The sequence below is a fragment of the Bacillus sp. FSL K6-2431 genome (genome assembly GCF_038005165.1).
Lineage (GTDB): Bacteria > Bacillota > Bacilli > Bacillales > Bacillaceae > Bacillus > Bacillus pumilus.
The window spans coordinates 2,584,355-2,609,393 of sequence record NZ_JBBOSQ010000001.1 but is presented as its reverse complement, the minus strand read 5'-3'; the positions used below and the strand labels follow the sequence as shown (position 1 = coordinate 2,609,393).

The 25,039-nt window shown below is 41.3% G+C and carries 19 protein-coding genes; 2 read left to right on the top strand and 17 right to left on the bottom strand.

Annotation, left to right across the window (positions count from 1 at the left end; genetic code table 11):
* Window positions 1-18: 18 nt before the first annotated feature.
* The 6 genes from tagH to tagD form a co-directional block, all read right to left on the bottom strand.
* Window positions 19-1,623 (bottom strand): teichoic acids export ABC transporter ATP-binding subunit TagH, encoded by a 1,605-nt coding sequence (gene tagH / locus MHH40_RS13005; RefSeq protein WP_050944365.1) that lies wholly within the window; start codon window positions 1,621-1,623, stop codon window positions 19-21.
* A gap of 19 nt (window positions 1,624-1,642) precedes the next feature.
* Window positions 1,643-2,470, bottom strand: a complete 828-nt coding sequence (locus MHH40_RS13000) for an ABC transporter permease (protein WP_003213689.1) — start codon at window positions 2,468-2,470, stop codon at window positions 1,643-1,645.
* Between the two features lie 172 nt (window positions 2,471-2,642).
* Window positions 2,643-5,009, bottom strand: a complete 2,367-nt coding sequence (locus MHH40_RS12995) for a CDP-glycerol glycerophosphotransferase family protein (protein WP_050944367.1) — start codon at window positions 5,007-5,009, stop codon at window positions 2,643-2,645.
* A gap of 182 nt (window positions 5,010-5,191) precedes the next feature.
* The gene (locus MHH40_RS12990; protein WP_340901179.1) at window positions 5,192-7,453 is read right to left on the bottom strand and encodes a CDP-glycerol glycerophosphotransferase family protein; all 2,262 of its coding nucleotides are present in this window, start codon (window positions 7,451-7,453) and stop codon (window positions 5,192-5,194) included.
* 48 nt (window positions 7,454-7,501) lie between these two features.
* Entirely contained in the window at window positions 7,502-8,968 is a 1,467-nt protein-coding gene (locus MHH40_RS12985; protein WP_340901177.1) for an alpha-glucosyltransferase N-terminal domain-containing protein, read from the bottom strand.
* A 96-nt stretch (window positions 8,969-9,064) separates the two neighbouring features.
* Window positions 9,065-9,454, bottom strand: coding sequence for a glycerol-3-phosphate cytidylyltransferase (tagD, locus tag MHH40_RS12980; RefSeq protein WP_117732146.1), 390 nt, complete (start codon window positions 9,452-9,454; stop codon window positions 9,065-9,067).
* 371 nt (window positions 9,455-9,825) lie between these two features.
* Here tagD and MHH40_RS12975 point away from each other — a divergent pair, with 371 nt between their 5' ends.
* Window positions 9,826-10,596 carry a WecB/TagA/CpsF family glycosyltransferase gene (locus MHH40_RS12975; protein WP_212045598.1) on the top strand — a complete coding sequence of 257 codons (771 nt, stop codon included), beginning with the start codon at window positions 9,826-9,828 and terminating at the stop codon, window positions 10,594-10,596.
* 11 nt (window positions 10,597-10,607) lie between these two features.
* Complete coding sequence (locus MHH40_RS12970; RefSeq protein ID WP_340901175.1) at window positions 10,608-11,795, top strand: CDP-glycerol glycerophosphotransferase family protein; 1,188 nt, start codon at window positions 10,608-10,610, stop codon at window positions 11,793-11,795.
* A gap of 17 nt (window positions 11,796-11,812) precedes the next feature.
* Here the strand turns inward: MHH40_RS12970 and MHH40_RS12965 are convergent, their stop codons facing one another.
* From MHH40_RS12965 to MHH40_RS12915, 11 genes are all read right to left on the bottom strand, one after another.
* Window positions 11,813-14,443 (bottom strand): N-acetylglucosaminidase, encoded by a 2,631-nt coding sequence (locus MHH40_RS12965; RefSeq protein WP_340901174.1) that lies wholly within the window; start codon window positions 14,441-14,443, stop codon window positions 11,813-11,815.
* A gap of 124 nt (window positions 14,444-14,567) precedes the next feature.
* Window positions 14,568-15,518, bottom strand: a complete 951-nt coding sequence (manA, locus tag MHH40_RS12960) for a mannose-6-phosphate isomerase, class I (RefSeq protein ID WP_003212875.1) — start codon at window positions 15,516-15,518, stop codon at window positions 14,568-14,570.
* 146 nt (window positions 15,519-15,664) lie between these two features.
* Window positions 15,665-16,486 carry a carbohydrate ABC transporter permease gene (locus tag MHH40_RS12955; protein WP_050944374.1) on the bottom strand — a complete coding sequence of 274 codons (822 nt, stop codon included), beginning with the start codon at window positions 16,484-16,486 and terminating at the stop codon, window positions 15,665-15,667.
* The gene (locus tag MHH40_RS12950) at window positions 16,483-17,448 is read right to left on the bottom strand and encodes a carbohydrate ABC transporter permease (protein WP_050944699.1); all 966 of its coding nucleotides are present in this window, start codon (window positions 17,446-17,448) and stop codon (window positions 16,483-16,485) included. Before MHH40_RS12950 ends, MHH40_RS12955 begins: the two co-directional genes overlap by 4 nt.
* 61 nt (window positions 17,449-17,509) lie before the next feature.
* Window positions 17,510-18,775: an ABC transporter substrate-binding protein gene (locus MHH40_RS12945; protein ID WP_340901172.1), complete on the bottom strand. Its 1,266-nt coding sequence runs from the start codon at window positions 18,773-18,775 to the stop codon at window positions 17,510-17,512.
* Window positions 18,776-18,878: 103 nt separating this feature from the next.
* Window positions 18,879-20,297, bottom strand: coding sequence for a response regulator (locus MHH40_RS12940; protein ID WP_340901170.1), 1,419 nt, complete (start codon window positions 20,295-20,297; stop codon window positions 18,879-18,881).
* The gene (locus MHH40_RS12935; protein ID WP_310025561.1) at window positions 20,291-21,733 is read right to left on the bottom strand and encodes a sensor histidine kinase; all 1,443 of its coding nucleotides are present in this window, start codon (window positions 21,731-21,733) and stop codon (window positions 20,291-20,293) included. Before MHH40_RS12935 ends, MHH40_RS12940 begins: the two co-directional genes overlap by 7 nt.
* Window positions 21,730-22,731 carry a sugar-binding protein gene (locus MHH40_RS12930; protein WP_340901169.1) on the bottom strand — a complete coding sequence of 334 codons (1,002 nt, stop codon included), beginning with the start codon at window positions 22,729-22,731 and terminating at the stop codon, window positions 21,730-21,732. Before MHH40_RS12930 ends, MHH40_RS12935 begins: the two co-directional genes overlap by 4 nt.
* A gap of 67 nt (window positions 22,732-22,798) precedes the next feature.
* Entirely contained in the window at window positions 22,799-23,254 is a 456-nt protein-coding gene (locus tag MHH40_RS12925; protein WP_050944379.1) for a GNAT family N-acetyltransferase, read from the bottom strand.
* A gap of 118 nt (window positions 23,255-23,372) precedes the next feature.
* Entirely contained in the window at window positions 23,373-23,972 is a 600-nt protein-coding gene (locus MHH40_RS12920) for a bifunctional 4-hydroxy-2-oxoglutarate aldolase/2-dehydro-3-deoxy-phosphogluconate aldolase (RefSeq protein ID WP_340901168.1), read from the bottom strand.
* Complete coding sequence (locus tag MHH40_RS12915; protein ID WP_309216008.1) at window positions 23,944-24,960, bottom strand: sugar kinase; 1,017 nt, start codon at window positions 24,958-24,960, stop codon at window positions 23,944-23,946. Before MHH40_RS12915 ends, MHH40_RS12920 begins: the two co-directional genes overlap by 29 nt.
* Window positions 24,961-25,039 lie beyond the last annotated feature (79 nt).

The window sequence follows — 25,039 nt, the reverse complement described above, 5'->3', positions numbered from 1 at the left end:
GTCGGAATCGGCAGCTTTTTATTTCATCACTGAAATCGTCAGTGTATGCTGTTCATTATCAATGACAAACAGATTGCTTTCGCCCTTTACTGCGAATTTCGTTTGTTTCTCATTCATCCAAACCTTCTGTTCTGTCAGTCCAAGTGTCGAAGGAGAGATCGGCATCACCTCATGAAAGACAATAGCATTTGCTTGACCATTTTGAATGACATAGTCAGTTTTCTCTGTGGTCAATCGCTCGATCGTACCGCCTTGATCACTTTTGATCGAGCTCAGCGTCTGCATTTTTTGCTTAAGCACCGATTTTTCTTTTCCGAGGAAAGAAAGTAAATACTCATACGAGCCAGCAGATGCGGGCGATACATACGAGTTGAACTGTCCAGGTCCAATGGATAAAGACTTTAATTCCTCTGCAGGTTGAAGCCCTTCAGGTTTGACAAAATACGTCTCTGATGCTGTTTTGATTTGAACGGTTTGTTTATTTTCAGCGACAGCTTGTACTTCTTGTCCGAATGGCAAAGTGACACCTGCCTTCTTTTTCATGGCTTGATCTTTGTACACCGTGAGTGGATCTGCCGTGACAAGCGTCTGTCGATCCATCTTTTTCATATCAGGCGCCCCTTTTGTTAGCTGGTTCTTTGACTGAGGCGATTCTGTCTTATCTGCTGGGATGGCGCCAAACGTCGCCAGTGTACGAAGTGGACGATCCGAAAACATCGATAAGGCAAGTAAAATCGTTAAAACAGCTATTATCGTCACTTGAAAGGCTGGTCCAAAAAAGGAACGTCGTTTTCCGTTCTCATCATATCGAGACACCTTCTCTGTCTTTTTTTGTACACCTTTGCGACCTTCTTTGTGTTTCAATTGATATTCTTTTTTTTCTTTTTTAGAAAGCTTGTTAAACCATTCAACAAACTCCTTATACTCTTTCACGACCTTCTTCGTCTCATCAAACATACGAAGCTCACCATAATGCATCCAAGCCACTCGGTCACAGATTTTTTGAATTTGGCTAATGGAATGGCTGACAAAAAAGATCGTCTTCCCTTGTTCTTTAAATTCTGTGATTCGATCCACGCATTTTTGATAGAAGGTTTGGTCACCAACAGACAACGCTTCATCAATAATCAAGATATCTGGATCGATATGCGCTGAAATGGCGAAGCCAAGACGTGACTTCATTCCGCTTGAATAGCTTTTCACAGGCTGCTCAATAAAGTCACCAATATCCGCAAACTCTACGATTTTTTCATATAGTTCGTCTATCTCTTTATTCGTCAGCCCCATCATCAAGCACTTGAGGCGAATGTTGTCTTTCCCGCTTAATTGGTTGTTTAGCCCTGCCGCAATGGCAATTAACGAAGGCTGACCGTCCATATCAACTTCACCACTTGTCGGTGGAATGATTTTCGCAAGAAGATTCGACATCGTTGATTTTCCAGATCCGTTGATCCCTACAAAACCAATCGTCTCGCCTTCATATACATCAAAGGACACATCACGAACAGCAAAGAAACCTTTTTCATTTTTATTAGGAAAAAACAGCCCTTTAATCTTATCTGACTGCTTTTTATATAGGACGTATTGCTTGGATACGTTTCGAAACGAAACCTTTAGTTTCATCGTATAATCTCCTTACTTTTTAAAGAAAATCGACAAATTTATCCCTAAATTTCATATGAAGCAATGAACCGACTGTTAAAAGAAGTAGCGTGATCAGCCAAAAATAAAGCGTATATTTCACATCATGGAAGAACCATTCTCCCTTTAACAAGCTATTTCTAAAACCATCAATAATGTAGAAAAGAGGATTCAATTTTAGTATATCCCCGATCCATGCTTTGTCTCCAGTGAGCTTCTCTGAGATATTCCAAAAAATCGGTAGCAAAAAGAAAAGTAAACGTGTCACTGATTGTAAAAGAAATTGATAGTCTCTCACGAGTACGCTAATCGTGGAATTAAACAAACTAAACGAAAACATAAACGCGATCATACAAATAAGATAGTATATATATTGTAGCCAGTGCGCATCAGGATATATGCCATAGGAAATCAGCACAATCAGATAGACACCCATCATGACAAAGTAGCTGAACAAGTTGGACATAATCACTACAGACGGCAGCGCACTAATCGGGAAATTCATTTTCGATACCATATTAATACGTTTAAACACACTGTTTGATCCATCAAGTATCGTCGGACTAATGAAGAACCAAGGGATTAATCCAGCCAGCATCCAAATGATAAACGGAACTTCCATCCCTCCAATGACAATTGGCTGTCCTCCGCGAATTCCCAGACCAAAAACAAACCAGTAAGCCAGCATTTGAATCAATGGATTTAAAAACTGCCATAAAACACCTAAATAATTCATCTGATATTTTGATTTTGTTTCATAAACAGCAAGTCGCATAATCAGCGGAAATGAGCTGATTTGCTCCTTTAATATCGTCAACATTGCGTTCATTCTAATCTTCCTTAGATATAAGTTTTTGGGATTACTTTTTTAAAAAGCACCGCTCATAATTGTAACAGATAACGATGCACATTTCATCTTATAACAAAAGTCATGCACGTCAAACTAGAAGACAAAAACCCCCTGAATCCTTTCAATCGTTGATTCAGAGGGTCCTCACATATTAGATAATTTGGTGTTCTTTTAAGAAATCCGTAATTCTTTTCGTATTCTGATTATCGTTAAAGCTGTTGATTTTCAGGTATTTTTCTTTATATTCATCTTCCACAACATACTGACAATCGATCGCATGTTTCACGATTCGAATCAGCTCTTGTGTATTATATGCTATCGGTCCTGGTGCATTTTCATCGTTTACAGGAGGAATCGCCTTATACTGTCTAATCAAGTAATCTTTTTCTTCCCAATAAAAAATAGGGTAGGCACCTCTATATTGTGCATCATAAATAGCAGATGAATAATCAGTAATAAACACTTTTGACACTTTTAGCGCTTCCGATGGGTTATCAGAAATAATATGTTTATACTGAGGCAGATTTTGATAAACGTACTGTGAAAATTTGTTATGCGGTACAATTAACAGACGATCAAGAAGACCTGCTTCTTCAAAGCTTTTGATGATTTTGATTAGAACTCTATAGTAAGATGTTTCTTCAATTCTATTTGTATAAATAAGTCCCTCTTCCCAATATCGGTAAGTTGGCATAAAGGCGATCTTATCTGCACCGTCTACTAATTTGGCATGATCAAAGGTTGCCAGACCTGTCAAAATCAAATCCTCACGATCATAGTTCATTTTATAAAATTCACCGGCCTCTAATTCAGAGCTGATGACTGATTTATAAATATTGTATTGATTCTTGTCTTTATGGAATCCAAAGGCCATTGGATTATCAACCGGTTTAGCAAACATAATGCCATGCTGTAAAAAGACGAGTGGGACACTCATGATTCTCTCTCTGAGATGGTCAATATACAACCTATCATTCAGAACATGGTTAGATAATTCACTTGATATAAAATAACTGGCATTAAATATACTTAAATAATGTCTGAGACTGTATTTCGGTATGATACCCTTTCCATATTTCGCTTTCAATGCTGGATATGCGTTTGATTTCTTATTAAGAATAAAGTAATTTTTTGAGTCTGTTTGACAATTTTCCTGTACATAGTCATACACTCTAATAGCTGATTCATCTGCTTTATCACTCTTTTTCTCAAAAAACAAATTCACACGATACTTTTTGTCTTTATAGAATGATGATAGGATACTCGCTATTTTTATTTTCACTTTACTAAATAAAGAATATTCCTGTGAATAAGGAATAATGGTTGATGTCACATTTCCAAATAGATTGGTTCTTAGGACTTGCAGCTTGTCCCCATTCTTTTTCGTGATATATGTTTTGACCTTTTTATCCCTCTTTCTCAACCTTAAACTATGGATAATTCGGTGATCATTTCCTACAAACAAGTTATTGTGGATTCTGCTATCTAAATCAAGATCGTTTAACGAAATTTTAAAGAAACCATATCTTTTCAAGAATTTAATCTTTCTAAATGGTCTTATAAATTTCGCCAGCTGGTGCTCAGAGTTTCTAATGTAAAGATATTCATATTTTTGGTCTGAATTATACGCATAATGCGTCAATCTTCCATAAACATAAAAACTATTAAACATACTAAAGATGCGTAATCTCGACGTATGTTTTGTAACGAGATATGGGTTTCCTCTCACTAAGTAAACGCCATTCGTTCTGACATAGATGTAATATCTTTGCTTATTAATCACCAAGATATTGAGAATATTGTCATCTTTGAACTGCTCCAAGGTATCTTTACCAAAAACTTTTAGCGGCTGATATCTAGGAACGAGTCTAAAGTTGACGATTTTCTTTTGATCCGTCACTTTATTTGATATTTTGATTTGATTACGATTATTCACAGTCACTTCAATATCTTTATGTTCCTGCATCACATCAAACAAAATTTTCCTTACATTTAGCTCCTTATTCTGACAATCATAGGTAATCACAAAATGGAAAATACTGTATCCGATAAAGGAGATATCCACAAATCGTCTATCTACCTCTTTAATGGGCAAATCTATTTTATAATTCCGATTGATCTCATCTACATTCAGTAGCCCTGAAAATAATAACAGTTCCTCTTCGCCGCTGTATAAGCCATAGCGATCTAACCCTAATTGCTTGACAAAGATATCCTCGAATTGATTATTAATTTCAATGGGAAGTACTTGATCTCGCTGGACCATGTCTGAGCTTTCTTTGACAATATATAAGTGATGATCCTTCGCATAGAGATAGATCATTTCATTAGAATTGTCTATTGTGGATTCAAAAATCATCTGATCCTTTACATCAATTTCGCAAATCCACTTTGATTCATTTACATTTAGCTCTTCAAATTCAAAAGTGCACAACTTCTCTATGTTATCAATATATATAACTAACTTGTGTTCATCTAAATTAAGAATTTCTAAAAAATTATGATAAAGTTTGTACATTGAAGCACCTCTATATTATTTTCAGCAAATTTACATTACCGGATAATCTTATCTAAATTTAGCATGTTTACTGTTAAAATTCTATGTTTTTTTATTTTTACCATAACTTTTAAATATGTGTACATTGGAATAAAAAACACAAAAAAGTACCGTTCAAAAGGGGAAGAACGGTACTTTTTAAACTATTTTTCAGAAAACACTACTTCCACCACACGCTTCGAAGACTCCCCACTCTCTAAATAGCAGAATTTTTCATAAAACGGTGCGAATGAAGCTGGCAAAGTAAAGGTTGGCTGTTCTGTTTCTCTTACCCAGTCAATGACGCTGGCTGTTTCTTTCACAAGAGGTCCAGGTGCTTCCTGTTCAAAGTCGAAGTAGAAGCCTCTCAGCTTGTCACGATATGTTTCGATGTCTGGCACATAGAATAGCATCGGACGTTTAAGGTTTGCATAATCAAAGAATACAGATGAGTAGTCAGTGATGAGCAGATCAGAAATCATATAAAGATCCCTAATATCTTCGTAATGAGAGAAGTCATAGGCAAAGCCTTCATATGGTCCTAAATCAAAGTTTTCAGCGACTAGATAGTGCATACGCAGAATGATGATATAGTCGTCTCCGATAGCGGCTCTCAGCTCATGCAAATCAAGGTCTAAATCAAATTTGTACTGCCCTTTTTTATAAAATTGATCGTCTCTCCATGTCGGAGCGTATAAGATTAATTTTTTATCAAGCGGCAGGTTCATTTTTTGTTTGAGTGCTCTCATCGTTTCTTCATTGTTTTGATTGTGAAGGAAGTCATTTCTCGGATATCCTGACTCAATCATGGTCTTTTGAAATTGGAAGGCACGTGTGAAGATTTCAGTCGAGTAAGCATTTGGTGAAATGAGATAATCCCAATTCGACGCTTCCTTCGTGAAATTCTTTTTGTATTTTTTCGTGTTTGTTCCAGGCATATGCACCTCGTCCATATCCATCGCCAGTCGTTTTAACGGCGTACCGTGCCATGTCTGCAAGTATGTTGTATGCTCTGGTTTTGGAATCCACAGCGGCAAACGGCTGTTGACGACCCAATACTCAGCTCTTGCCATCGCAAAAATCCATTTCAATGACAGACGATTGATATAGTAAATATCCTTTTCCTTAAACGGTGCTTCGTGCCCTTTTTTCACGCTCCAGATCAACGTATATTCAGGATGATTTTCTTTCATATACTCATAGATCCCACGTGGGTTACAGCTAAATTGTTTTCCATTAAAGCTTTCAAACATAACGGTTTTCTTTTTCACAGACAGCTTGCTCGCCAGCTGAAAGGTCGTTTTAAAGGTCCTTGTTACAAGACGGTTACGGACTTTTTTGATTTTACCGATTTGCTTTTTGAACTTCTTCCACTTGCTTTTGACATAGTACTTCGCACGTGTTTTCATTGTATAATCATTAATTCGAATACCAAGCGTTTGTCTTTTTTTCTTTCGATACACCTCATATCGAATCGGTACATCATTTCTTTTATGAATTTGAACAAGCCCTTTGAGTTTGTTTGAGCGATCTCCAAGGACTAAAGAAGTGGTCGTTAAAGTCTCCTCTACTCCACCTACATCGCAAATAAATTCAAAATAGAAACGATATACAAAACGTTTGTTTAACGAATAGGTCAATTCCTCTAAAGGAACTTCTGCTAGAAATTGATAAAGCTGAGGTACCTGTTGATCATCACGGTATTTGACCACTTCATCTTTTATTGGGGTCATATTTACCGGAAAGCGATGCTCAATTGGCTCTTCGCCATTTCTCTTCACTAGAAGCTTTACTTCCTTGATTTCATAAGGATGCTCTGCACTGAGAACGCCTGCATAACCAGATAAAGATAACGTACATTCTTTGCTGAGCTCGATATGATTGAATTTCACAACCTTTAGCTCACGCTTGATTTTAAACGATGCATTTCCTTTATCCGTACGATACGGGATGACATACAGCATCGCGTCTTTATTTTCTAAATAAGTCAGCTCTGGCTTCTCTATTTCCATTTTTAAACGGCGTTTATAGTATGACGTCTTCTCTTCTACTTCGGCATGATCCGTTTCTTTAAGTTCTTCTTCCTCTTCTTCCGAATCAGAATCATAGGTTGAGTCCTCAAGCTCGTCCTCATCCTCTTCTTTGTTTGCACTCAGATAGTCCGTCACATACAGGTTGTATGTCTGACCCTGCTCTAATGCAAGCGGAAGCGATGGTTCACTCAATACCAATTTGAATAGATTGTCTTCTTGATGAACAAGCGGAAGGAAAAGCTCTTGTTTTGATACCCTTTCCCTCATAAACAAATAAAATTCTCTATCTGTTAATGGCATGTCATCGTCGATGCGAATAAGCATTTCTAGTTTCTCATGATGATTTTTTAACCCTTCAACGACACTCTTCTTATGAATTCCCTCTTCAATCATTAATCGTTAATCTCCTCTGTTCAGAAATCTTACCGTTGTGTTGTCACATTATTTTACTTTCCAAGAATAGTTTCCTTGTTTCGTTTGATACGACCACCCATCGATTGACGATGGTTTATTGGTGAGCAGCTCTTCCTCTACTTCTAGACGCTGCAAAACTTCCTGAAGTTCTTCTGTTTTAAAACGAATGTAAAAATCAACGTATTTTGTTTGATTGGTTTCAATGTTTTTCTTTGTTTGAAAATGCCCAATTGGGAAGCTGACTTGATGGTTTTCATCGATTGTTTGAGATATGATTTCAGCTCCATTCACTCGATCATATCCTGCGAAATCGATTTGCACATGATCTGCATGACTCATTTCGTCCTTCAGCTCAAGCTGAAGATGAAGAACATGATGTTCAGCGCTTAGATCACGCAAAACCCATTTCATGCGGTCCACGATCCTTCTCAGTTCATCTTTACGCTCACGATTTTCGAGCATATGATGTAGCCTTGTATTCCAAAGAGACATTTCATCAGAAGGCACAAGATAAAAATAGGCTTGTTCTCCCAATACCTTCTCAACATCTACCTTATGCTTAGTATCTCCAAAGAAGACGGCATCCACTTGCTGTTTTCTTATTTGTTTAAATAATTCTTCATATTGAGAATTGAGTTGATGCGGATCTTCTTCATAATGTGCGTCATGTACAAATGCAGCGTAATACGTTGTTTCGGGCTGATTGATTTTAAACAGGTGACGGTCTTGATCCCGGTCTTCTGTAATCATCAGTTTCAAACGGTCATTTTGTGTTTGAATACTAGATAACCATCGTTGCTTTATATCTGTCTTCTTTGTAAAAGTTTGAATTCCTGTTTTTTTATACCAATTAATATGCCGCACTGGATTCTTTTTTGTATCTCCAGGGTAGATGATCTCCATATAGATATTGCCATCGTCATTGATTAGTTCTTCCAAGTATAGGGCACCTGTATGAGGAACAAAGCTTTGTACTCTGCACAAAACGCCCTGCCAATTGTACTCTTCCCTCTTTACTAATTCCTGCTCTTCATTATATTGATCAATATAACAAATAGGGGAAGATGGCAGTTCATATCTCGTCACCTGCACTGTTGATTCTTCTGCTGGCATCACTGCTTCATTGATCGATTGAAAAGATGTACCGATGATAAATTCCGAGTAACGCCTTTTACTTCCGCTTTCCGGTAGAATATAGTGCTCAAATACATTCAAGATGTCAACTTGGTGCAGAAGGGTCTCCTCCAAGCTATGAATATGTTCTTTCACATTTGCATCATAATTCAAAGTTAAAATGGCATTACGTTTATGTTTGTCAGCCAATGGCTTTAATCTTGCTTTTAAAGACTTCGTTAAGTGCTCATCCTGTTTTGGTACATCACCCATGATAAAGTAGTAGTCCATATCAGGCATGTCAACTGATGTCATTGTTTCATGTTGTTCAGGTTGATCCAATGTGTGTTCAACTTTTTTCTTCATCCAATTTTGAAACAAAGGAAGCTCTCCTTAAAAATAATGATAACTTGCTCATTGTATTTTACATGAAAAAGCACTTCTCACCAAAAGATAAGAAGTACTTTTTTTGATCTATTAAAGTCCAGCAATTTCTTCCTTAATTTGTGTTGTCGAGATGCCTTCTGTTCTTTTCAAGTACACGACTTCGCAATGCTCTTTTAAGAAATCGAATTTACCTTCCCAGTCATCTCCCATGACAAACACATCAATATCGTGCTCTTGCACGTCACGGACTTTTTGATCCCAGTTGTTTTCTGGAATGACTTCGTCTACATAACGAATCGTTTCAAGAATGAGCTTTCGATGCTCGTAGCTATGATAAGCCTTTTTTGATTTTTGTAAGTTAAACTCATCTGTCGAAATGGCCACCACTAAGTAATCTCCAAGCTGCTTTGCACGTTCGAGCAGCTTAATATGCCCCCAGTGTAATAAATCAAATGTACCGTAAGTAATAACTTTCTTCATCGCAAACATGAACTCCTTTCTTCATTCCTTATTCAACTGCTTTCATGCAGTAACGTTTATCCGTAATCCTATGATCTTCGTTCGTATTTTTTCGCTCTTCGGAACCTCATTATATCACAGCGCCCATCAAACGTTAAGCAGATGTAAAGACAAACTATTTCCAATTTATTGGGCGCAGAAGCGAAAGTCCGAAGAATCAATGTTTTTCGCAGCAGCCTCCTTATGAATTGATGAAAATGTCATGAAATTTAAAGGTTTGTAAAGTTATTGTTAATATTTCATGGAGCATCTGTGATAAAATGATGAGTAGACGAAGAATGAATTTACAATGAACGTTCATAGATAACAAGATGAAAAAGGAGGTCTAAACAATGCAAACAGAAGTGGTCTCTAACCTTTCTTATGTAAATGGCGACCTAGATGAATTTATTAGCTATATGAATCACCATCATATTTCTCAAAGAAGAGGCGCCATGATTGCGACTGTCAATCCAGAGATTGGCTATGCTGTTATGAAGGATCAGACGTATCATCAAGTTGTCTCTTCTGCGGATTATGTGCTGCCGGATGGTGTAGGCGTCGTCTTAATGTCACGTTTGACACAAAGTCCGCTGAAGTCAAGAATTGCTGGCTTTGATGTCTTCATGTCTATGCTTGATCTAGCAAACAAGCAGTCTAAAAGTATCTTTTTATATGGGGCGAAAAAAGAAGTGCTTGAGGCTGTTAAACAGCGAATTGATACGGAATATCCAAATGTGGTCATTGCAGGCAGCTGTGACGGTTATCAAGCCGATAAACGTTTCGTAGCAAAACAAATCGCTCGCTCGAAAGCAGATATGGTGTTCGTTGCTTTAGGTTATCCAAATCAGGAGAACTTTATTTATGAATACCGTCATTTATTCCCGCAGGCTGTTTGCATCGGTTTAGGCGGAAGCTTTGATGTATTTAGCGGAACAGTGAAGCGTGCACCACGCTGGATGATTAAAACAAATACAGAATGGCTGTACAGACTTATTGTGAATCCATGGAGATGGAAACGAATGTTGAATATTCCTAAATACGCTTTTGCCGTATTGAAAGAAAACAAAGGGAAAAAACGTTACTATCCTGAGCAAGTAAAGGATCAGACGAAGCAGCTGTGAGAGACTGACCAATGATAAATATACGCTCAATGATCATTTCAAGCTATGCAGCTTTCGTTTCTTTTATTGGATGGCTGATGAGCGGCGTGAAACCACGGGAAAACCAGGTGACGCTGCTTGTTTCATTTCAAGAGAATGCAGCTGCTCTTATTGATACTTATCAACAACAGGCGAACATGACGATGAAGCTTACTGTCCTCTATACGAAGCATGCTTCTGCGATAGAAAAGGACGAATCTCATCTGTCATTTCGCTATTTTCATGAAAAAAATCCTCTCCATCTCATTCAATGTATTTACACGATGTTTAAAAGCAAGGTTGTCGTAACAGATAATTACTTTCTCATGACAAGCGTACTCAAAAAACGTCCTTCTACCACCTGTATTCAAGTATGGCATGCCAATGGGGCGTTGAAAAAATTCGGTCTTGAAGATGCTTCAAATTCGGAACGAAGTCCTCGTGACATCAAACGGTTCAAACGAGTCTATGCGTCTTTCGATTATATCGTTACAGGCTCAGATCATATGCGCGAGATTTTTAAGTCTTCGTTTGGGGTGAATGATGAACGTTTTTTACCAACAGGTGTACCGATGACGGATGTGTACTATGACCAGCGCCCGTCTTCCTTGAAGCCGAATGATTTTCCTAAAGGGAAAAAGATCCTGCTTTATGCACCGACCTATCGAGACTTTGCAATGGACAGTCTTGTCCTGCCTTTTTCAAAGAAGCAATTACAAACAGAGCTAAACGGAGATTATATTCTGCTCGTCAAGCTTCATCCTGCGGTCAAACATTTAGCGAAGGCGGAAACAGACGATGAATGGATATTTGATGTGTCCGATCAGCCGCTTTATCCATTGCTTTGTGCATGCGATGTCCTGATCACAGATTACTCATCGATTGTGTTTGAATATGCACTGCTTGAAAAGCCTGTTTTGTTCTTCACTTATGACTTAGACACTTATCGAGAGAAACGCGGCTTAGTCGATCGGTATGAGGACATCATTCCTGGGAAGGCTTGTATCACTCGAGACATGCTCTTGAAAGAGCTGTTTCATCTAAACGAATCAGATTACCAAGAACGAATCAAAACCTTCGCCGAGGAATGGAATCAATATTCAAAGGGAAGGTCCAGTGAGCAGCTCTTATTCTTTATTGAACAGCAGCTCTTACACAAAAAACGTCCGGCTTCTCATTAGGAAGCACGGACGTTTTTTTATTTGTTATAAACCGGGATATCGTAATAGAGCGTATAGTTATCAAGTAAGTTATACAAGCTATACATACGAGTGACTTGCTTATATGCCCAGCCAATATCTGTTGCATATTGATGAGTCGCTGAACTAGACCAGCGCATTTTATAAATCGTATCTTGTTTGTATGTGGCGTGATTGATATAGCTGTTGCCAATGAATTTTGCCCCGCCAATAATGGCTGCCTCTGGCGTGAACCATTGCTGTTCATACGCATATTTTGCACCGAGGTAATTCGGATTGCTGTCGTATGCGCCAATGCCATACATATTATATACTTTCTTTCCATTAAACATCGTACCATTCGCTAAAATGGAACCTCCGTTACCTGTTTCAAGCAACGCGTGAGAAATGAGATAAATTTCGTTGATATGATACGTTTTCGCTGCCGTAATAAAGGCTTGTCCTTTACCTGCAAGAATCCCTTTGCCTGCTAGAATCTTTGAATTGACTTCTGCCGGATTGAGATTCGCAGCTTCAGAGAGTTTCAGAAATTGAAAATAAGATTGAGTGCCCTCAGCAATATTGGCTGGGTCTACATATTTTTGCACCTCTGCTGAGCTTGCATTTCTCCAGCCAAGGCTGATCTTGATCCAGTTTCCTTCTTTCCCAAGCTGTTTCACTTTTGCTCCTTTATTCAGCTGCGCCACGATGTTGCTCGCAGAGCTCGAATCAGGTGTCGAACGAACATTTAAGCCGTCCGTATTCACAGTTGACGTCGCCGTGTCAACATATGGTGCATAGACATAGGCTGCACCATCTGTCTGTGGTGACACCTTCATTTGCTTGTTCACCATCTCATTGACAGTGAGGTTGTAGTTCGTTTGCATGACCATTGGGCCATTTTTAATTTTTACAGCTGTAGCTGTCCAGCCATATTGACTTTTCACAAAAGCAATCGCTGCATTTACAGTTGGTAATCCTGTGAATTGCTGCGTAATGTTGATTTTGTAGGTTGGTTTCGTTGTTGTTTGATAGGCAGCTGATTCATTCCGTTTTTTGAAAAATGCCATGCCTTGATCGCGCAATGCAGCTGTTGAGATGGCACCTGTTTTGATCTGATATTGACCATAATCAGTTGTCCCTGTTTTTTGAGCAGCTGCTTTCATTTTTTGTTTCGTTAAATAGCTTAGCGCTTGATTCAGTTTAGTCTGATTCACCGTCGGCTCTGTCGTGATCCGGTATTGTTTAACCGCTTCTGTCAACGTTTTTGTACTGCTGGCAACGCCATTTTTCTTGATAATCTCTTGAGCCTGCTTGACTTTACTTTGCTCATATACAGGTGTTGTCTTGAGGCTATACGTTTTGCTGACAGCTTGGCCCTTACCAGTTGTAATGCTGCTTGTCACTTTCTGCGTTTTTAAATATGCGGCACCTTTATTTATTTTGGCTTGCTCCGCTGATTGATTGACGACAAGTCGATACGTGCTGTCAGATGCTTTACCTGTTTTTTTCGTTGTCGCTGATACCTTTTTCTTTTGGAAGAAAGCTGCTGCTTTTTTCGCTTGATCATCTCCCAATAGGTTTCCAGTCACTACTTGATATGGCTGTGTAGAAGAGATCTTTTTTGATGTGTAGCGCCATTTCTTTTTCTTGAAAAAGGCCACCGTTTTTCCGTATGCTGTATCGTTCAGTTGATTGAGCTTCACGATATAATTTTTTGTTTTTCCCACTCGCTGCACAGTCCCTGTAGCGCCGGTTTGTTTCTTAATCTGGGCCGCAGCTGAGGATGCTTGTTTGTTGTCTTTGAAATAGCCTGATTCCAAGCGATACACATTTTTTAAAGCGCCTGTCTTTTGAATCTTCCCGCTGATCTTCGCTTCTCTTTGGAGCTGGGTAAGAAGCGTCTGTGCTTTTGACTGGCTCACTTGTGTAGCTGATGTGACGATGTAATATGGCTTGCCTGCTGTCACCGTTTGAAGCACCGCTTTTAAACCAGACTCTTTTTGAAAGCCTTGCAGGATCGTATTCGCCTTACTTTGCCCAACGATACCGCCTGAAATCAGCTGATACACAGTGCCTGCTTTGTTTTCAGTTTGGTATGTACTAGTGACACCGGCCTGCTTTTGTAATTCGGTTTGAATATTTTTGACTTTCGTTTCAGAATCAATGGTCCCTGAAATGACCTGATAAGAAGGTCTGCTTTGATTGATAACTTCATAGGTGCTATTGAGTCCTGATGTTTTCGTTAGCTCGAGTGAGAGCTTTTTCGCCTGAGCTTCATCATTGACGGGGTCAGATACGACCTTTTGTAATGGAAGGCGGTCACCTACTGGCGACACCGTACCGCTCATACCCGTCTCTTTTTTTAATGCAGCTGCACTTGCACTCGCTGCTGCTTGTGACTCATATCCTGAGGCAGTGAGCTGATAGGTCGACGTGTTTCCTGAGGTTTGATAAGTGGCTGTCCACTTTTTGTCCTTCTTCAATGTTTCCACTGCTTTTTTTACTTCTGATTCTGTTGTAAATACCTTTGAGGTGTTCATCGTGTAAATGGATTGATCGACATAGGAGGCTGCTTGCACTTCTTTGCCCGTCTGTATTGTCATACCAAAGGCAGCTGCGAGTAACATAATCTTGATGGTTTTTTTCACGTTCACTGTCCCTCTCTTACTTTGCATAATAGTCTACTAATCTCTTTATCGACAAAAACAAGTACTCTTTCAAGTCATTTATGCAATAGAAAAATAGAGGACCCCTTCAAAGTCCTCTTTTTCTTTATATATGCGATACAATCAGCTCACAAGTTCCTTCAATTGAGAAGCTTCCTGTTTCAGCTGGCAGGATAAAATGAGCTCCTTTAGGCAATGGATATGTATGTCCATCATGCGTTAGAGCCCCTTCCCCGCTAATTACACTGCACAGCAAAAATGAATAATCTTGCGAAAGCTCCACTGCTTGATCAATTTCCCATTTATACACAGAGAAATACTCTGCTTCAACAAACGTTCGAATGGTCAGCCCACGGCGTGTTTCAACTGATTCATCTGCATACCCGTCTACATGGGGAACCGTTGTGACATCAATGGCTTGCGCAAAATGAAGTTCACGTTCATTGCCATTCTGATCTTTTCGTTCATAATCATATACCCGATAGGTGGTATCTGAGCTTTGCTGCGTTTCGAGGACAAGCGTTCCTTCGCAAAGCGCATGAATGGTACCGCTTGGCACATAATAAAAATCACCAGGCTTTATCTTCACACGACGTAAAAGACCTTCCCAATCTCCACTGTTCATCATGGTCACAAGCTCAGTTCTTGTTCTTGCATTGTGCCCATAGATCATTTCTGCTCCTTCTTTGCAGTCAATGATATACCAGCACTCTGTTTTTCCAAGCTCGCCATTTTCATGTCTTTCCGCATAATCATCATCTGGATGAACTTGAACGGATAAGTCCTGGTTTGCATCTAAAATTTTGGTTAACAGCGGGAATCGATCGCCTTCTATTCCCCCGAACAATTCTCTGTGATTGTCCCATAGTTCGATCAGCGTTTTCCCTTTATATGGACCGTCTTGCACGACACTTGGTCCGTTTGGATGAGCAGAAATTGCCCAGCATTCTCCCGTTTGATCAGAAGGAATATCATAGCCAAATTGATCTCTTAAGGCTGTACCTCCCCATATTCTCTCCTTCAATTCAGGCAGTAAAAAAATTGGTGACTGCTTCATTCAGGATGACTCCTCCCTTTGCTACCCTTTGATAATCCTTGTAAGGCTTGATGAAAACTAGCAAGTCTCAACTTTTATTATGACGCTATCTAAAGAGAAGTCAATCCTTTCAGTACACCAAATGAAAACGATAACACTAAAATGTTTCATCCTTTAACAGAGCCTGCGAGAAGCCCTTTGACAAAGTATTTTCCGAGCAGAATATAGACCAAGAGTGTCGGCAATGCGGCCAATATTGCCCCTGCCATTTGGACGTTCCATTGCACAATTTGACTGCCCGATAGATTTTGCAAGGCAACCATCACTGGCTGATGCTCCGCAGTGGTCATCGTGACTGCAAATAAGAACTCATTCCACACATTTGTGAACTGCCAAATGGCGACTACAACAAATCCTGTGATCGAAAGCGGAAGAATCATATGTCTGAAAATCCCGATAAACCCTGCGCCGTCCATTTTTGCCGATTCAATCATTTCATCAGGAATGCTCACATAGAAGTTTCTAAACATGAGCGTTGTGATTGGGAGTCCATATACGACATGGACAAGCACCAAACCTGGAATCGAATTATACAATCCGACTTCGCGTAAAAATTGAATGAGTGGAATGAGGATACTTTGATATGGAATAAACATTCCAAACAGCATCAGCGTAAAGACCACTTCTGATCCTTTGAAACGCCATTTTGATAGGACATAGCCATTCATCGCCCCTAAGACAGCTGACAATAAGGTAGCCGGAATGACTAGATAAAGAGAATTCATTAAATTGGGCGCTAGCTTTTCAAATGCGATTTGATAGCTTGAAAAATCGAGTGTTGACGGCAGCGCCCACATTTTCTCAAGGGTCACTTCACCTAATGGCTTCAAGCTTGTGACGAGCATGACATAGACTGGCATCAGAAAAAACAGACTGCACAAAATCAATAAAGCATAAAGGACTGGACGGACAAACCATCTAGCTGTCATGATGACGCCCCCTTCCGGCTCGACAGGAGATATGGCACGATAAAGACCGCAACAGAGATCAGCATCACAATCGCGATGGCGGCACCGCCTGCATAATGGTTTCCTCTAAAGGTCATTTCAAACATGTAAACGCCCGGAACATCTGTGACAAAGTTTGCACCCGGTCCTGTCATCGAGTAAATCAAATCGAAAATCTTTAATGAAATATGAGCCATGATGATAATGACACTTGCAGTAATCGGTTTTAATAGAGGAAAAATAATCTTCCAGTAAATCTGCCACTCGGTTGCGCCATCCATTCTAGCAGCCTCTCTTACTTCCTCTGGAATGCCTCTCAAACCCGCCAAATACATTGCTAGAGAAAATCCAGTCATCTGCCAAACAGCTGCAATCACGACTGCAATCATTGCTGCAGGGACACCAAACTCAATTTTCCCCCAGACAAATCCAGCTAAAATGTTCGTATCCGTGTACCACTTAGGCTGGATACCAAGCGTCTTTAAAAATAGATTCACCCCTGTGGACGGGTTTAAAATCCATTGCCAGACGACCCCTGTCACAACGAAGGAAAGGGCCATTGGAAAGAAAAATAAATTCCGAAATAGAGATTCACCCTTGATCTTCTGATCTAGTAAAATCGCAAGTGCGAGCCCAGAGGCAATAACGGCTCCAATAAAGAATAGAGTGAAAAAGACCGTGTTTCGAAGATCTGACTGAAAGCGGAAATCTTGAAACAGCATCATATAGTTTTGAAGACCTGCGAAAGAGAAATCAGGAACAAGCGAGGTCCAATTTGATAATGACACATACCCTGTCCAGCCAATAAAGCCGTAAACAAAGATGAATAATAAAACAGCCGACGGGGCTAAAAATAGAAGCGCAAGCAGCTGATCCCCACTCCATTTTTTCCGCACACGTTTGACTTTGGGTGTTGCTGCTTTTGTGATCGGCGATGTATCCATACGCATGAAGCTACACTCCTTTTTAAAAAAGAGGCGGTGCTTAGTCGCCGCCTCCTCGTCTTTATTTCATTGAATCTTTTAAAGATGAAACAAACTGGCTGCTGTCTTTTTGTGTGACGAAGATATTGACGGCTTGATTCGCTTTTGTCACAAACCCTTCTTCAGCAGCTGAACCATGTGCGAGAGACGGCGCCAGCTTTGATTCTTTAAATGCCTTCATCGCCGATTTTCCGTATTCATCATATTTAGAAACATCTGCATCCACACGTGCTGGAATCGATCCCTTCAGCGGATTAAATGCATCCTGTCCTTCCACAGATCCTAAGACAGATAAGAATTTCTTCACGTTTTCTGGCTGTTTCACGCCCTTCGGCAGTCCAAATGTATCGGTGATCACCATAAAGCTTCCCTCTGTGCCAGGAGTCGCCACGTATCCAAAGTCTTTATTCACCTTCAGATCCAGATCATTCACAAAGTACCCCTTCGCCCAGTCGCCCATGACATTCATTGCAGCGTCTCCTTTTGCTACGAGCTGCGAGGCATCCTGCCAGTTACGTGAGCTGTGGTCATCATTGACGTATTCAAGCATACGTCCAAAGATGTCTGCCGCTTCCTTCACTTTTGCGTCATCAATTTTCATGTCGCCAGCCCAAAGCTTTTGATAACCGTCAGCGCCTAAAACGCCGAGCAGCACACTCTCAAACAAATGTGTTGCTGCCCAAGGCTCTTTATCCCCAAGTGCGAGCGGTGTAATGCCTTTTTTCTTTAATGCATCTGCTGTTTTGAAAAATTCATCAAAGGTCGTTGGTGGCTCTAAGCCTGCATCGTCAAATACCTTCTTGTTATACCAAAGCACATTGCCCCTGTGAATATTCACTGGTACTGAATAGATTTTCCCATCTTTGCTGACAAGGTCGATGAGTGATTCTGGAAATTTGTCCTTCCAGCCTTCTTTTTCATATAGATCATCCAGAGGCTCCATTTTGCCTGCTGCGACCCAGCTCTCATTCAGCTCCGCTCCGCCATGTACTTGGAATGTAGCTGGCGGGTCATTTCCTTGCATCCGGCTAGTCAGAACAGCCTTTGCATTTGTACCAGCACCACCTGCGACGGCTGCATTTTCAATTGGGATGTCTTTATTTTTCTCTTCAAACAATTGAATGAGTGCTTTCAGTCCGTCCTCCTCACCTGCTCCAGTCCACCAAGAGAAAATGTCGAGCTTCTCTGCTCCGCCCTCTTTTTTCGCATCTGAGCTCGTCGATGAACTACAGGCAGTGACGATAAGCATACAGAGTACTAACAGCGTAAAGCCTAATTTAACCTTCATGATTGATCCCCCATCCTCATTTTTGTAAGCGTTATCATAATAAGTATAATGGCAGATCCTTTCTTTTTTTTAGGCAAACTTCTTCACTTTTTTATGAAATTCTTCATTTTTTTACGGTCTGTTTTCGATATTCCTTCGTTGAACAACCCACCATCTTCTTAAACACACGGCTGACGTAATTGGGGTCTGTATATCCTGCCTGATAGGTAATTTCTTTTAAACTAAGCGAGCTGTCTTTGAGAAGCTTTTTGATTTTATCCAGCCGGCAGGTCGTCACATACTCTTTAAATGTCAGCCCTGTCTCGTCTTTAAACCGTTTTGTGAAATAGGTTGGACTTAAATCAACATAGGCGGCAGTCTGCTCCAGCGTGATCTGTTCACAAAAATGCGTTTTGATGTAGCGCTTTGCCCGCTCGATATCATTCACAGTCTGGTTTCTTGCTTCGTACACGTCAAATAAATATTCACAGCACTGACGGCATTCAGCAGCGGTGCTGATCGTTAATATTGGCCAGTCTGTTCGGAGCCGTGATTTAAATAAAATCAGCAGCTCTTTTAGTTGTGACAGGGTCGCCCCCTCTAGCTCAAAGGCATCGAATAAAGCGAGCGCATCCTCTCTTCTCCCTTCTTCCATTGCCTGCATCATATCGTCTGCAAGCTCAGGCAGATGGATCAATGGATGAGACTGTTCTTCTGTTTGGTAAAAACCATAACGAACAACGCCGGGGCTCTTTTTCCGCTGATAATAGGCAAGCTTCGCCTCTGCTGCACTTTTCTGAAGATAAAGCGGATTTGAGACCGGGTGTCCTATGCCAACGACAGGTGAAGGCTGATCGCTTGTTGTGGCAGTTCGAATCGCCTGCAGGACATCTGCCTTTAACTGACCAGGCGCTTGGTGACGATAAATAAGACATGTAAACAGCTCACCACTCACCTGAATCGGCACTGTATGAAAAAGGGGAGATGTCTGTAAATCAATCAACAGCTGATCCCCGATTGTCCGCTGTACAGCGATGACAAGACCTGCTTCGAATTCATGAAACAGTTGTTGAAACTCCGTTGAGGTATAGGATTGACCGTTTATGACATGAGCTTCAAGCCAATTTGACTGCTGACCGGCCGCCATCGCCTGCCGCTGAGACGCCTCCTGCTGAATCTCTGCCGCAACCGTGCGAATGGCGGCGATGGTTTCATCTTTGTCAGCCGGTTTGACGAGGTATTGCTTCACCCCTTCTTGCATCGCTTGCTTGGCATAATCAAACGTATCGTAGGCTGTCAGCATAATAAATTTTGTATGAGGGCTGCTCGCTTTGATTTGCTTGATCGCTGTGAGTCCATCCATTCCCGGCATCTGAATATCCATGAGCACAAGATGAACGGGCTCAGTTCGCACGAATTCAACCGCTTTCTTTCCATTTTCAGCTTCTCCTGCGATATGACACTCTGGAAGCCAATCCGTCATGAACTTCCGCATCGCTAGCCGTTCTATTTTTTCATCATCCACAATCAGCACGTTCAGCATGATGGTCCCTCCTTCATCGGAATAGCCAATTGAATGGTGGTGCCTTCGTTTGGCTTTGAGTCAATTTGCAGGGCATCTTTTACCCCATAAAACAAATGCAGCCTTGACATCACATTGCGAAGACCGATCCCTGTCGAGTGCCCTTTACTCAAGATGTTTGGATCTTCCTCTTCTTTTTCTGATAGCAATCTCCTTTTCTCTTGTTCGTTGATTCCCATCCCATTGTCCCGAATCCGAATCATCACATAGCCGCCTTCTTGATAGATCGAGAGTTCGACAAGCCCGTTTTCCTCCTTTGGTTCGACGCCATGAATAAAGGCATTTTCAACAAGCGGCTGTAAGGTGAGACTTGGGATATGTACAGATAAACACGATTCATCTATGATCGTTTTGCATGTGATACGATCGGCAAATCTCGTTTCTTGTATATGAAAATATTCTTTGACCACTTTTACTTCTTGTTCGAGCGTAACGGATGCACTGAGAGCTGACAGCGAATAACGCATGAGAGTGGAAACAGATTGGATCAACCTCGATGTGGCATCCGCTGATTCTAAGTAAGCCATGCGTGAGACGATGTTTAAGGTATTAAATAAAAAATGTGGGTTCATTTGGTTTTGCAGCGTTTTCAGCTTCATGTCTTTGATTTTTTGATCTAAGGCTGCCTTTTGTTTCATCTCTTCAATCATCATTTTCATCTCTTGTCGCATTCGCTGAAAAGCCTCATTTAATACAGAAATTTCATCCTTTGAGGTGACATGCAAGTTCGCTCCATCAAAGTTTCCTTCTGATACTTCCTTTACGCTTCGAGAGAGATGGACGATCGGTCTTGATATCCCGCCAGCAATCATATACGCCATCCATAAGGCGACCCCAATGGACAGCGTAAACAAACATAGGGTAAAGAGCGCATAGGTTTGGTGTCTTTTTTGCAGAGATTGATAGAGTACTTGATACTCAGACAATTCATCATCAAGCAGGGTCATCGTTTGCTCTTGTATGTAGGAGGAGACGGTTCTTACTTCCTTCACACTTGCTGCATATTCTTTGATTTTCCCTTCTTTTACATGTGTCATGGTCGCATCACTTTCATTGATGAGCGTCCGCATCATATATTGGTATTTTTCGATAGAAGGAATGGCCGCATGAAGCCCGGCATCTTTTCGCAATGCCTGGTCGTAGGATTTCATTTTTTGTTTTGAAGCTAGATATTCTTTGGCAAACTGCTGATCCTTTTCAATCGCATACGCATTGACCTTTTCATACATCGTTTTTGCCTCTGTCGATATATCATTAAGCAGGAGAAAAGAACGAAAGCTTCTGCTATATTCTGATGTGATATTCGAGCTGCTCCAATAGACGAAAAAAGCGGCCACATTGCCAAGGAACACAAGGGTCAAAAATGCCAGTAGCAATTTACTTCGAATCCTTCTCACGGCTGCACCCCCTGCCTTCTGTCTGTTTGCTGCAGCGGCAGATCCTCGCGCCGAATCACACTCGTTCCTGTGTACTGAAGCGGTTCTTCTTTTTCACCTTTTTGCAAACGCACAAGCGATTCCACTGCTTGATAGCCCATTTCATAAGGGTGCTGAACAACGACTGCATCAATCTCTCCATCATCGAGCGCCTGAATCGTATCTGGCAACGTATCAAATGCGAGTACATAGATATCTGTGGACGATTGATATTGCGCTGTTGCTTGAATAATCCCTGCACCATCTAATGCACTCGTGCCGTAAAATGCGGTGAGCTTCGCATGATCGTTTAATAGTTTATACGCGGCACCGGAGGCCCCTGATTTGGTAATGGCTGATTCTTCTATTCCAGCAATATGAATGCGTTTTTCAGCGGCGACGGCATCTCGAAACCCTTTGACGCGCTGCTTTTGATGAACGGCATCAAGCCTGCCTGTGACAATTCCTACATACTGTTCGCCTTTTGTATCTGCGATGAGTGCCTGTCCTGCGATAAAGCCAGAATAATAATTGTCCGTGCCTACATACACTTGACGCTTGCTCCCCTCTGCATCCGTATCAACGGTGACAACATCAATGCCCTTTTCCCTCGCCTTCTGAAAAAGCGGTTTGTATTTTTTCGCATCAAGTCCCTGTGTCATAATGCCATCGACATGCCCTGCGATTGCCATATCAATGGTTTTCAAATGGTCGTCTATATCGGCTTGCTTCGGACCCAAATATTCTAAATACACGTGATGAGCGGCTGCCGCATCAGCAGCTCCCTTTTGTACTAGCTGCCAATATTCGTTATCAAGCTCCTCCGGTACAAGGACAAAGTGATATTGATAGGTTGTTGACGCTTTTTCGGAAGCGCTCTCAATTTTAAATAAATCTTGACCTAATGATGTTAAAAAAATGACAGATACGACACAAAAAGTGAGAAAGGCGCCCACCCCGATCCACTTTGATACTTTCACCACATCCTCCCCCTTTCAAAAATTGCGCATAAAAAAAGAGCTGCTTATAAGCATACTCTCTCAACCTCTATAATTCCTTTGTCATAAATAAACTGTTTGGATCTTCGTGATATGAACCGAAAGGCGGACAAATATAAAACCCAACACTCTCATATAGTTTTCTTGCTGGCTCGAAGAAAGACATCGCACCTGTCTCTAAGCTGATACGTGAATAGCCGCGCCTTTTTGCCTCTTGGAGAAGATGGTTCAGCATATACCTTGCTACACCTTTTCGCATATGGTGAGCTGCGGTCCTCATGGATTTGATTTCGCCGTGATCACTTGACAGCTCCTTTAACGCTCCGCAGCCAAGAAGCTCTTCTCCATCCCGCACACTCCACACTGTGACATCTTGCTTTTTCAAATCAGCTAACGGAAGGGCATGAATGCTTTCTGGCGGGGAATGCTCTTTCATTTCTTCTATATGAGCGGTAATCAGCTGCTCTATTTGTCCATCCGTGAGTGTATCTTGTTGAATGTACACATCTATCACTCCTTCACAAATATTGTACGTGAAGAGTCAGCATTCACCTGCTGTTATGTCAGATAAACGAACAAACAACCGGCATCCATCTGCCAGTTGTTCATTTGATAGCGCTTATTTATGAAGAAAGAACCGCTTGTAATTCTTCTGCTGTACTGCTCTCCAGCTGACTTCCGACCCCTACAGCCACTGCGCCTGCTTTCAGCCATTTTGGCACATCAGCTGGATGAATCCCACCCGTTGGAATAAATTCAATGTCTGGAAATGGGCCTTGTAAGTTTTTCATATAGGATAAACCGAAGGAGCCGCTTGGAAAAAGCTTGAGCAAGCAGTATCCAGCTGCTTTTGCCTGCATGATTTCACTTGGGGTGAGGACACCTGGTACATAGAGTGTGTCGTGAAATGAGAGATGCTCTCCAATGACAGGGAGATACCCTGGACTGACAATAAATTGCGAGCCTGCGTCAATGGCTGATTGCGCCTGCTGAAGGGTGGTGATTGTGCCCGCTCCTACAATCAGATCTTGCTCATGCTGAAAGGATGCGATGATGCGTTCCGCATTGGGCGTGGTATACGTCACTTCAATGGCACGAACGCCCTTTTTCTTTAAACGCTCTATGATCTCAATGCCTTCTGCTTCGCTCCCCGCTCTCACCACTGCGATCAGCTTACAAGCCGCGAGATGTTCTTTAACGCTCAAACTTGCTGACTTTCCCATATCCTTCGTCCCCCTTCATATATTCCCGTCTCTGATATCGTTTGGCGTCTTTCATAAAGGCCTGAAGCTCTTCCCGAGTAGGCAGGCCGTCCTTATCGCCTGGAGACATCACCGCAAGAGCCCCTACAGCATTGGCTCTTATCACAGATTTTTCATATGATAAACCGTCCAGTAAACCGCTGATAACCCCCACGGCAAACCCATCACCGGCACCGACTGTATCCACGACATTTGGCACATAAAAGCCGCTCACAATCCCCTGACTGGCTGCACTTTTATAAAAGGCACCTTCTGCACCGAGCTTAATGACCACAAGCTTGACGCCTTTTTGCAAATAAACATCGGCAATCTCTTCCGGCTCGTGATAGCCTGTGAGCCTTTGCCCTTCTGCAAGCCCCGGAAAAAACCAATCTACTTGAAAAGCGATCTGATTCACTGTATGGATCATATCTTCCTCCTCTTCCCATAGCTGCAGCCGAAGGTTTGGATCAAATGAAATGGTTTTGCCTGCTTCTTTCATCTTTTGAAGAGCACGAAAAGAAAACGCTCTCATTTCATTGGATAATGCAGGTGGAATACCTGTCATATGGAGATGTCCTGCCTGTTTGAAATAATTCGCGGGAAAGTCGCTAGGACTCATTGTGCTCGCAGCAGAGCCTTTGCGATAATACGTGACGTCAGGATCTCCATCCATCACTTTGGATTTAAGTAAAATCCCTGTTTGAGACCCATCATTTGAACGGATCACTGCACTTGTATCGACTCCTTCTTTTTGAAGCTCTTCTAAAATAAATGTGCCAAGTGAATCTGCTCCGACTTTGCTCATCCATCCCACATCAAAACCTAGCCTCGCCAAACCGACTGCCACGTTACTTTCGGCACCAGCAAGCGCCTTTTGAAATGTATGCACTTGATGAAGCTCTCCGGCTTCTTTTGCGTAAAACATCGCCATTGATTCCCCAAATGTGACCGCATCCAATGCTTTCACTCATTTCTCCCCTTTCTTGGTACCGGTTTCAAATCAGTTGAAAAAGAGAGAGCATGCACGTATGTATACTCTTCTCTGT

Coding starts and splice junctions, on each gene's coding strand:
- tagH (WP_050944365.1), bottom strand. CDS start 1,623: ATGAAACTAAAGGTTTCGTTTCGAAACGTATCCAAGCAATACGTCCTA.
- MHH40_RS13000 (WP_003213689.1), bottom strand. CDS start 2,470: ATGAACGCAATGTTGACGATATTAAAGGAGCAAATCAGCTCATTTCCG.
- MHH40_RS12995 (WP_050944367.1), bottom strand. CDS start 5,009: ATGTACAAACTTTATCATAATTTTTTAGAAATTCTTAATTTAGATGAA.
- MHH40_RS12990 (WP_340901179.1), bottom strand. CDS start 7,453: ATGATTGAAGAGGGAATTCATAAGAAGAGTGTCGTTGAAGGGTTAAAA.
- tagD (WP_117732146.1), bottom strand. CDS start 9,454: ATGAAGAAAGTTATTACTTACGGTACATTTGATTTATTACACTGGGGG.
- MHH40_RS12975 (WP_212045598.1), top strand. CDS start 9,826: ATGCAAACAGAAGTGGTCTCTAACCTTTCTTATGTAAATGGCGACCTA.
- MHH40_RS12970 (WP_340901175.1), top strand. CDS start 10,608: ATGATAAATATACGCTCAATGATCATTTCAAGCTATGCAGCTTTCGTT.
- manA (WP_003212875.1), bottom strand. CDS start 15,518: ATGAAGCAGTCACCAATTTTTTTACTGCCTGAATTGAAGGAGAGAATA.
- MHH40_RS12955 (WP_050944374.1), bottom strand. CDS start 16,486: ATGACAGCTAGATGGTTTGTCCGTCCAGTCCTTTATGCTTTATTGATT.
- MHH40_RS12950 (WP_050944699.1), bottom strand. CDS start 17,448: ATGGATACATCGCCGATCACAAAAGCAGCAACACCCAAAGTCAAACGT.
- MHH40_RS12945 (WP_340901172.1), bottom strand. CDS start 18,775: ATGAAGGTTAAATTAGGCTTTACGCTGTTAGTACTCTGTATGCTTATC.
- MHH40_RS12940 (WP_340901170.1), bottom strand. CDS start 20,297: ATGCTGAACGTGCTGATTGTGGATGATGAAAAAATAGAACGGCTAGCG.
- MHH40_RS12920 (WP_340901168.1), bottom strand. CDS start 23,972: ATGGGAAAGTCAGCAAGTTTGAGCGTTAAAGAACATCTCGCGGCTTGT.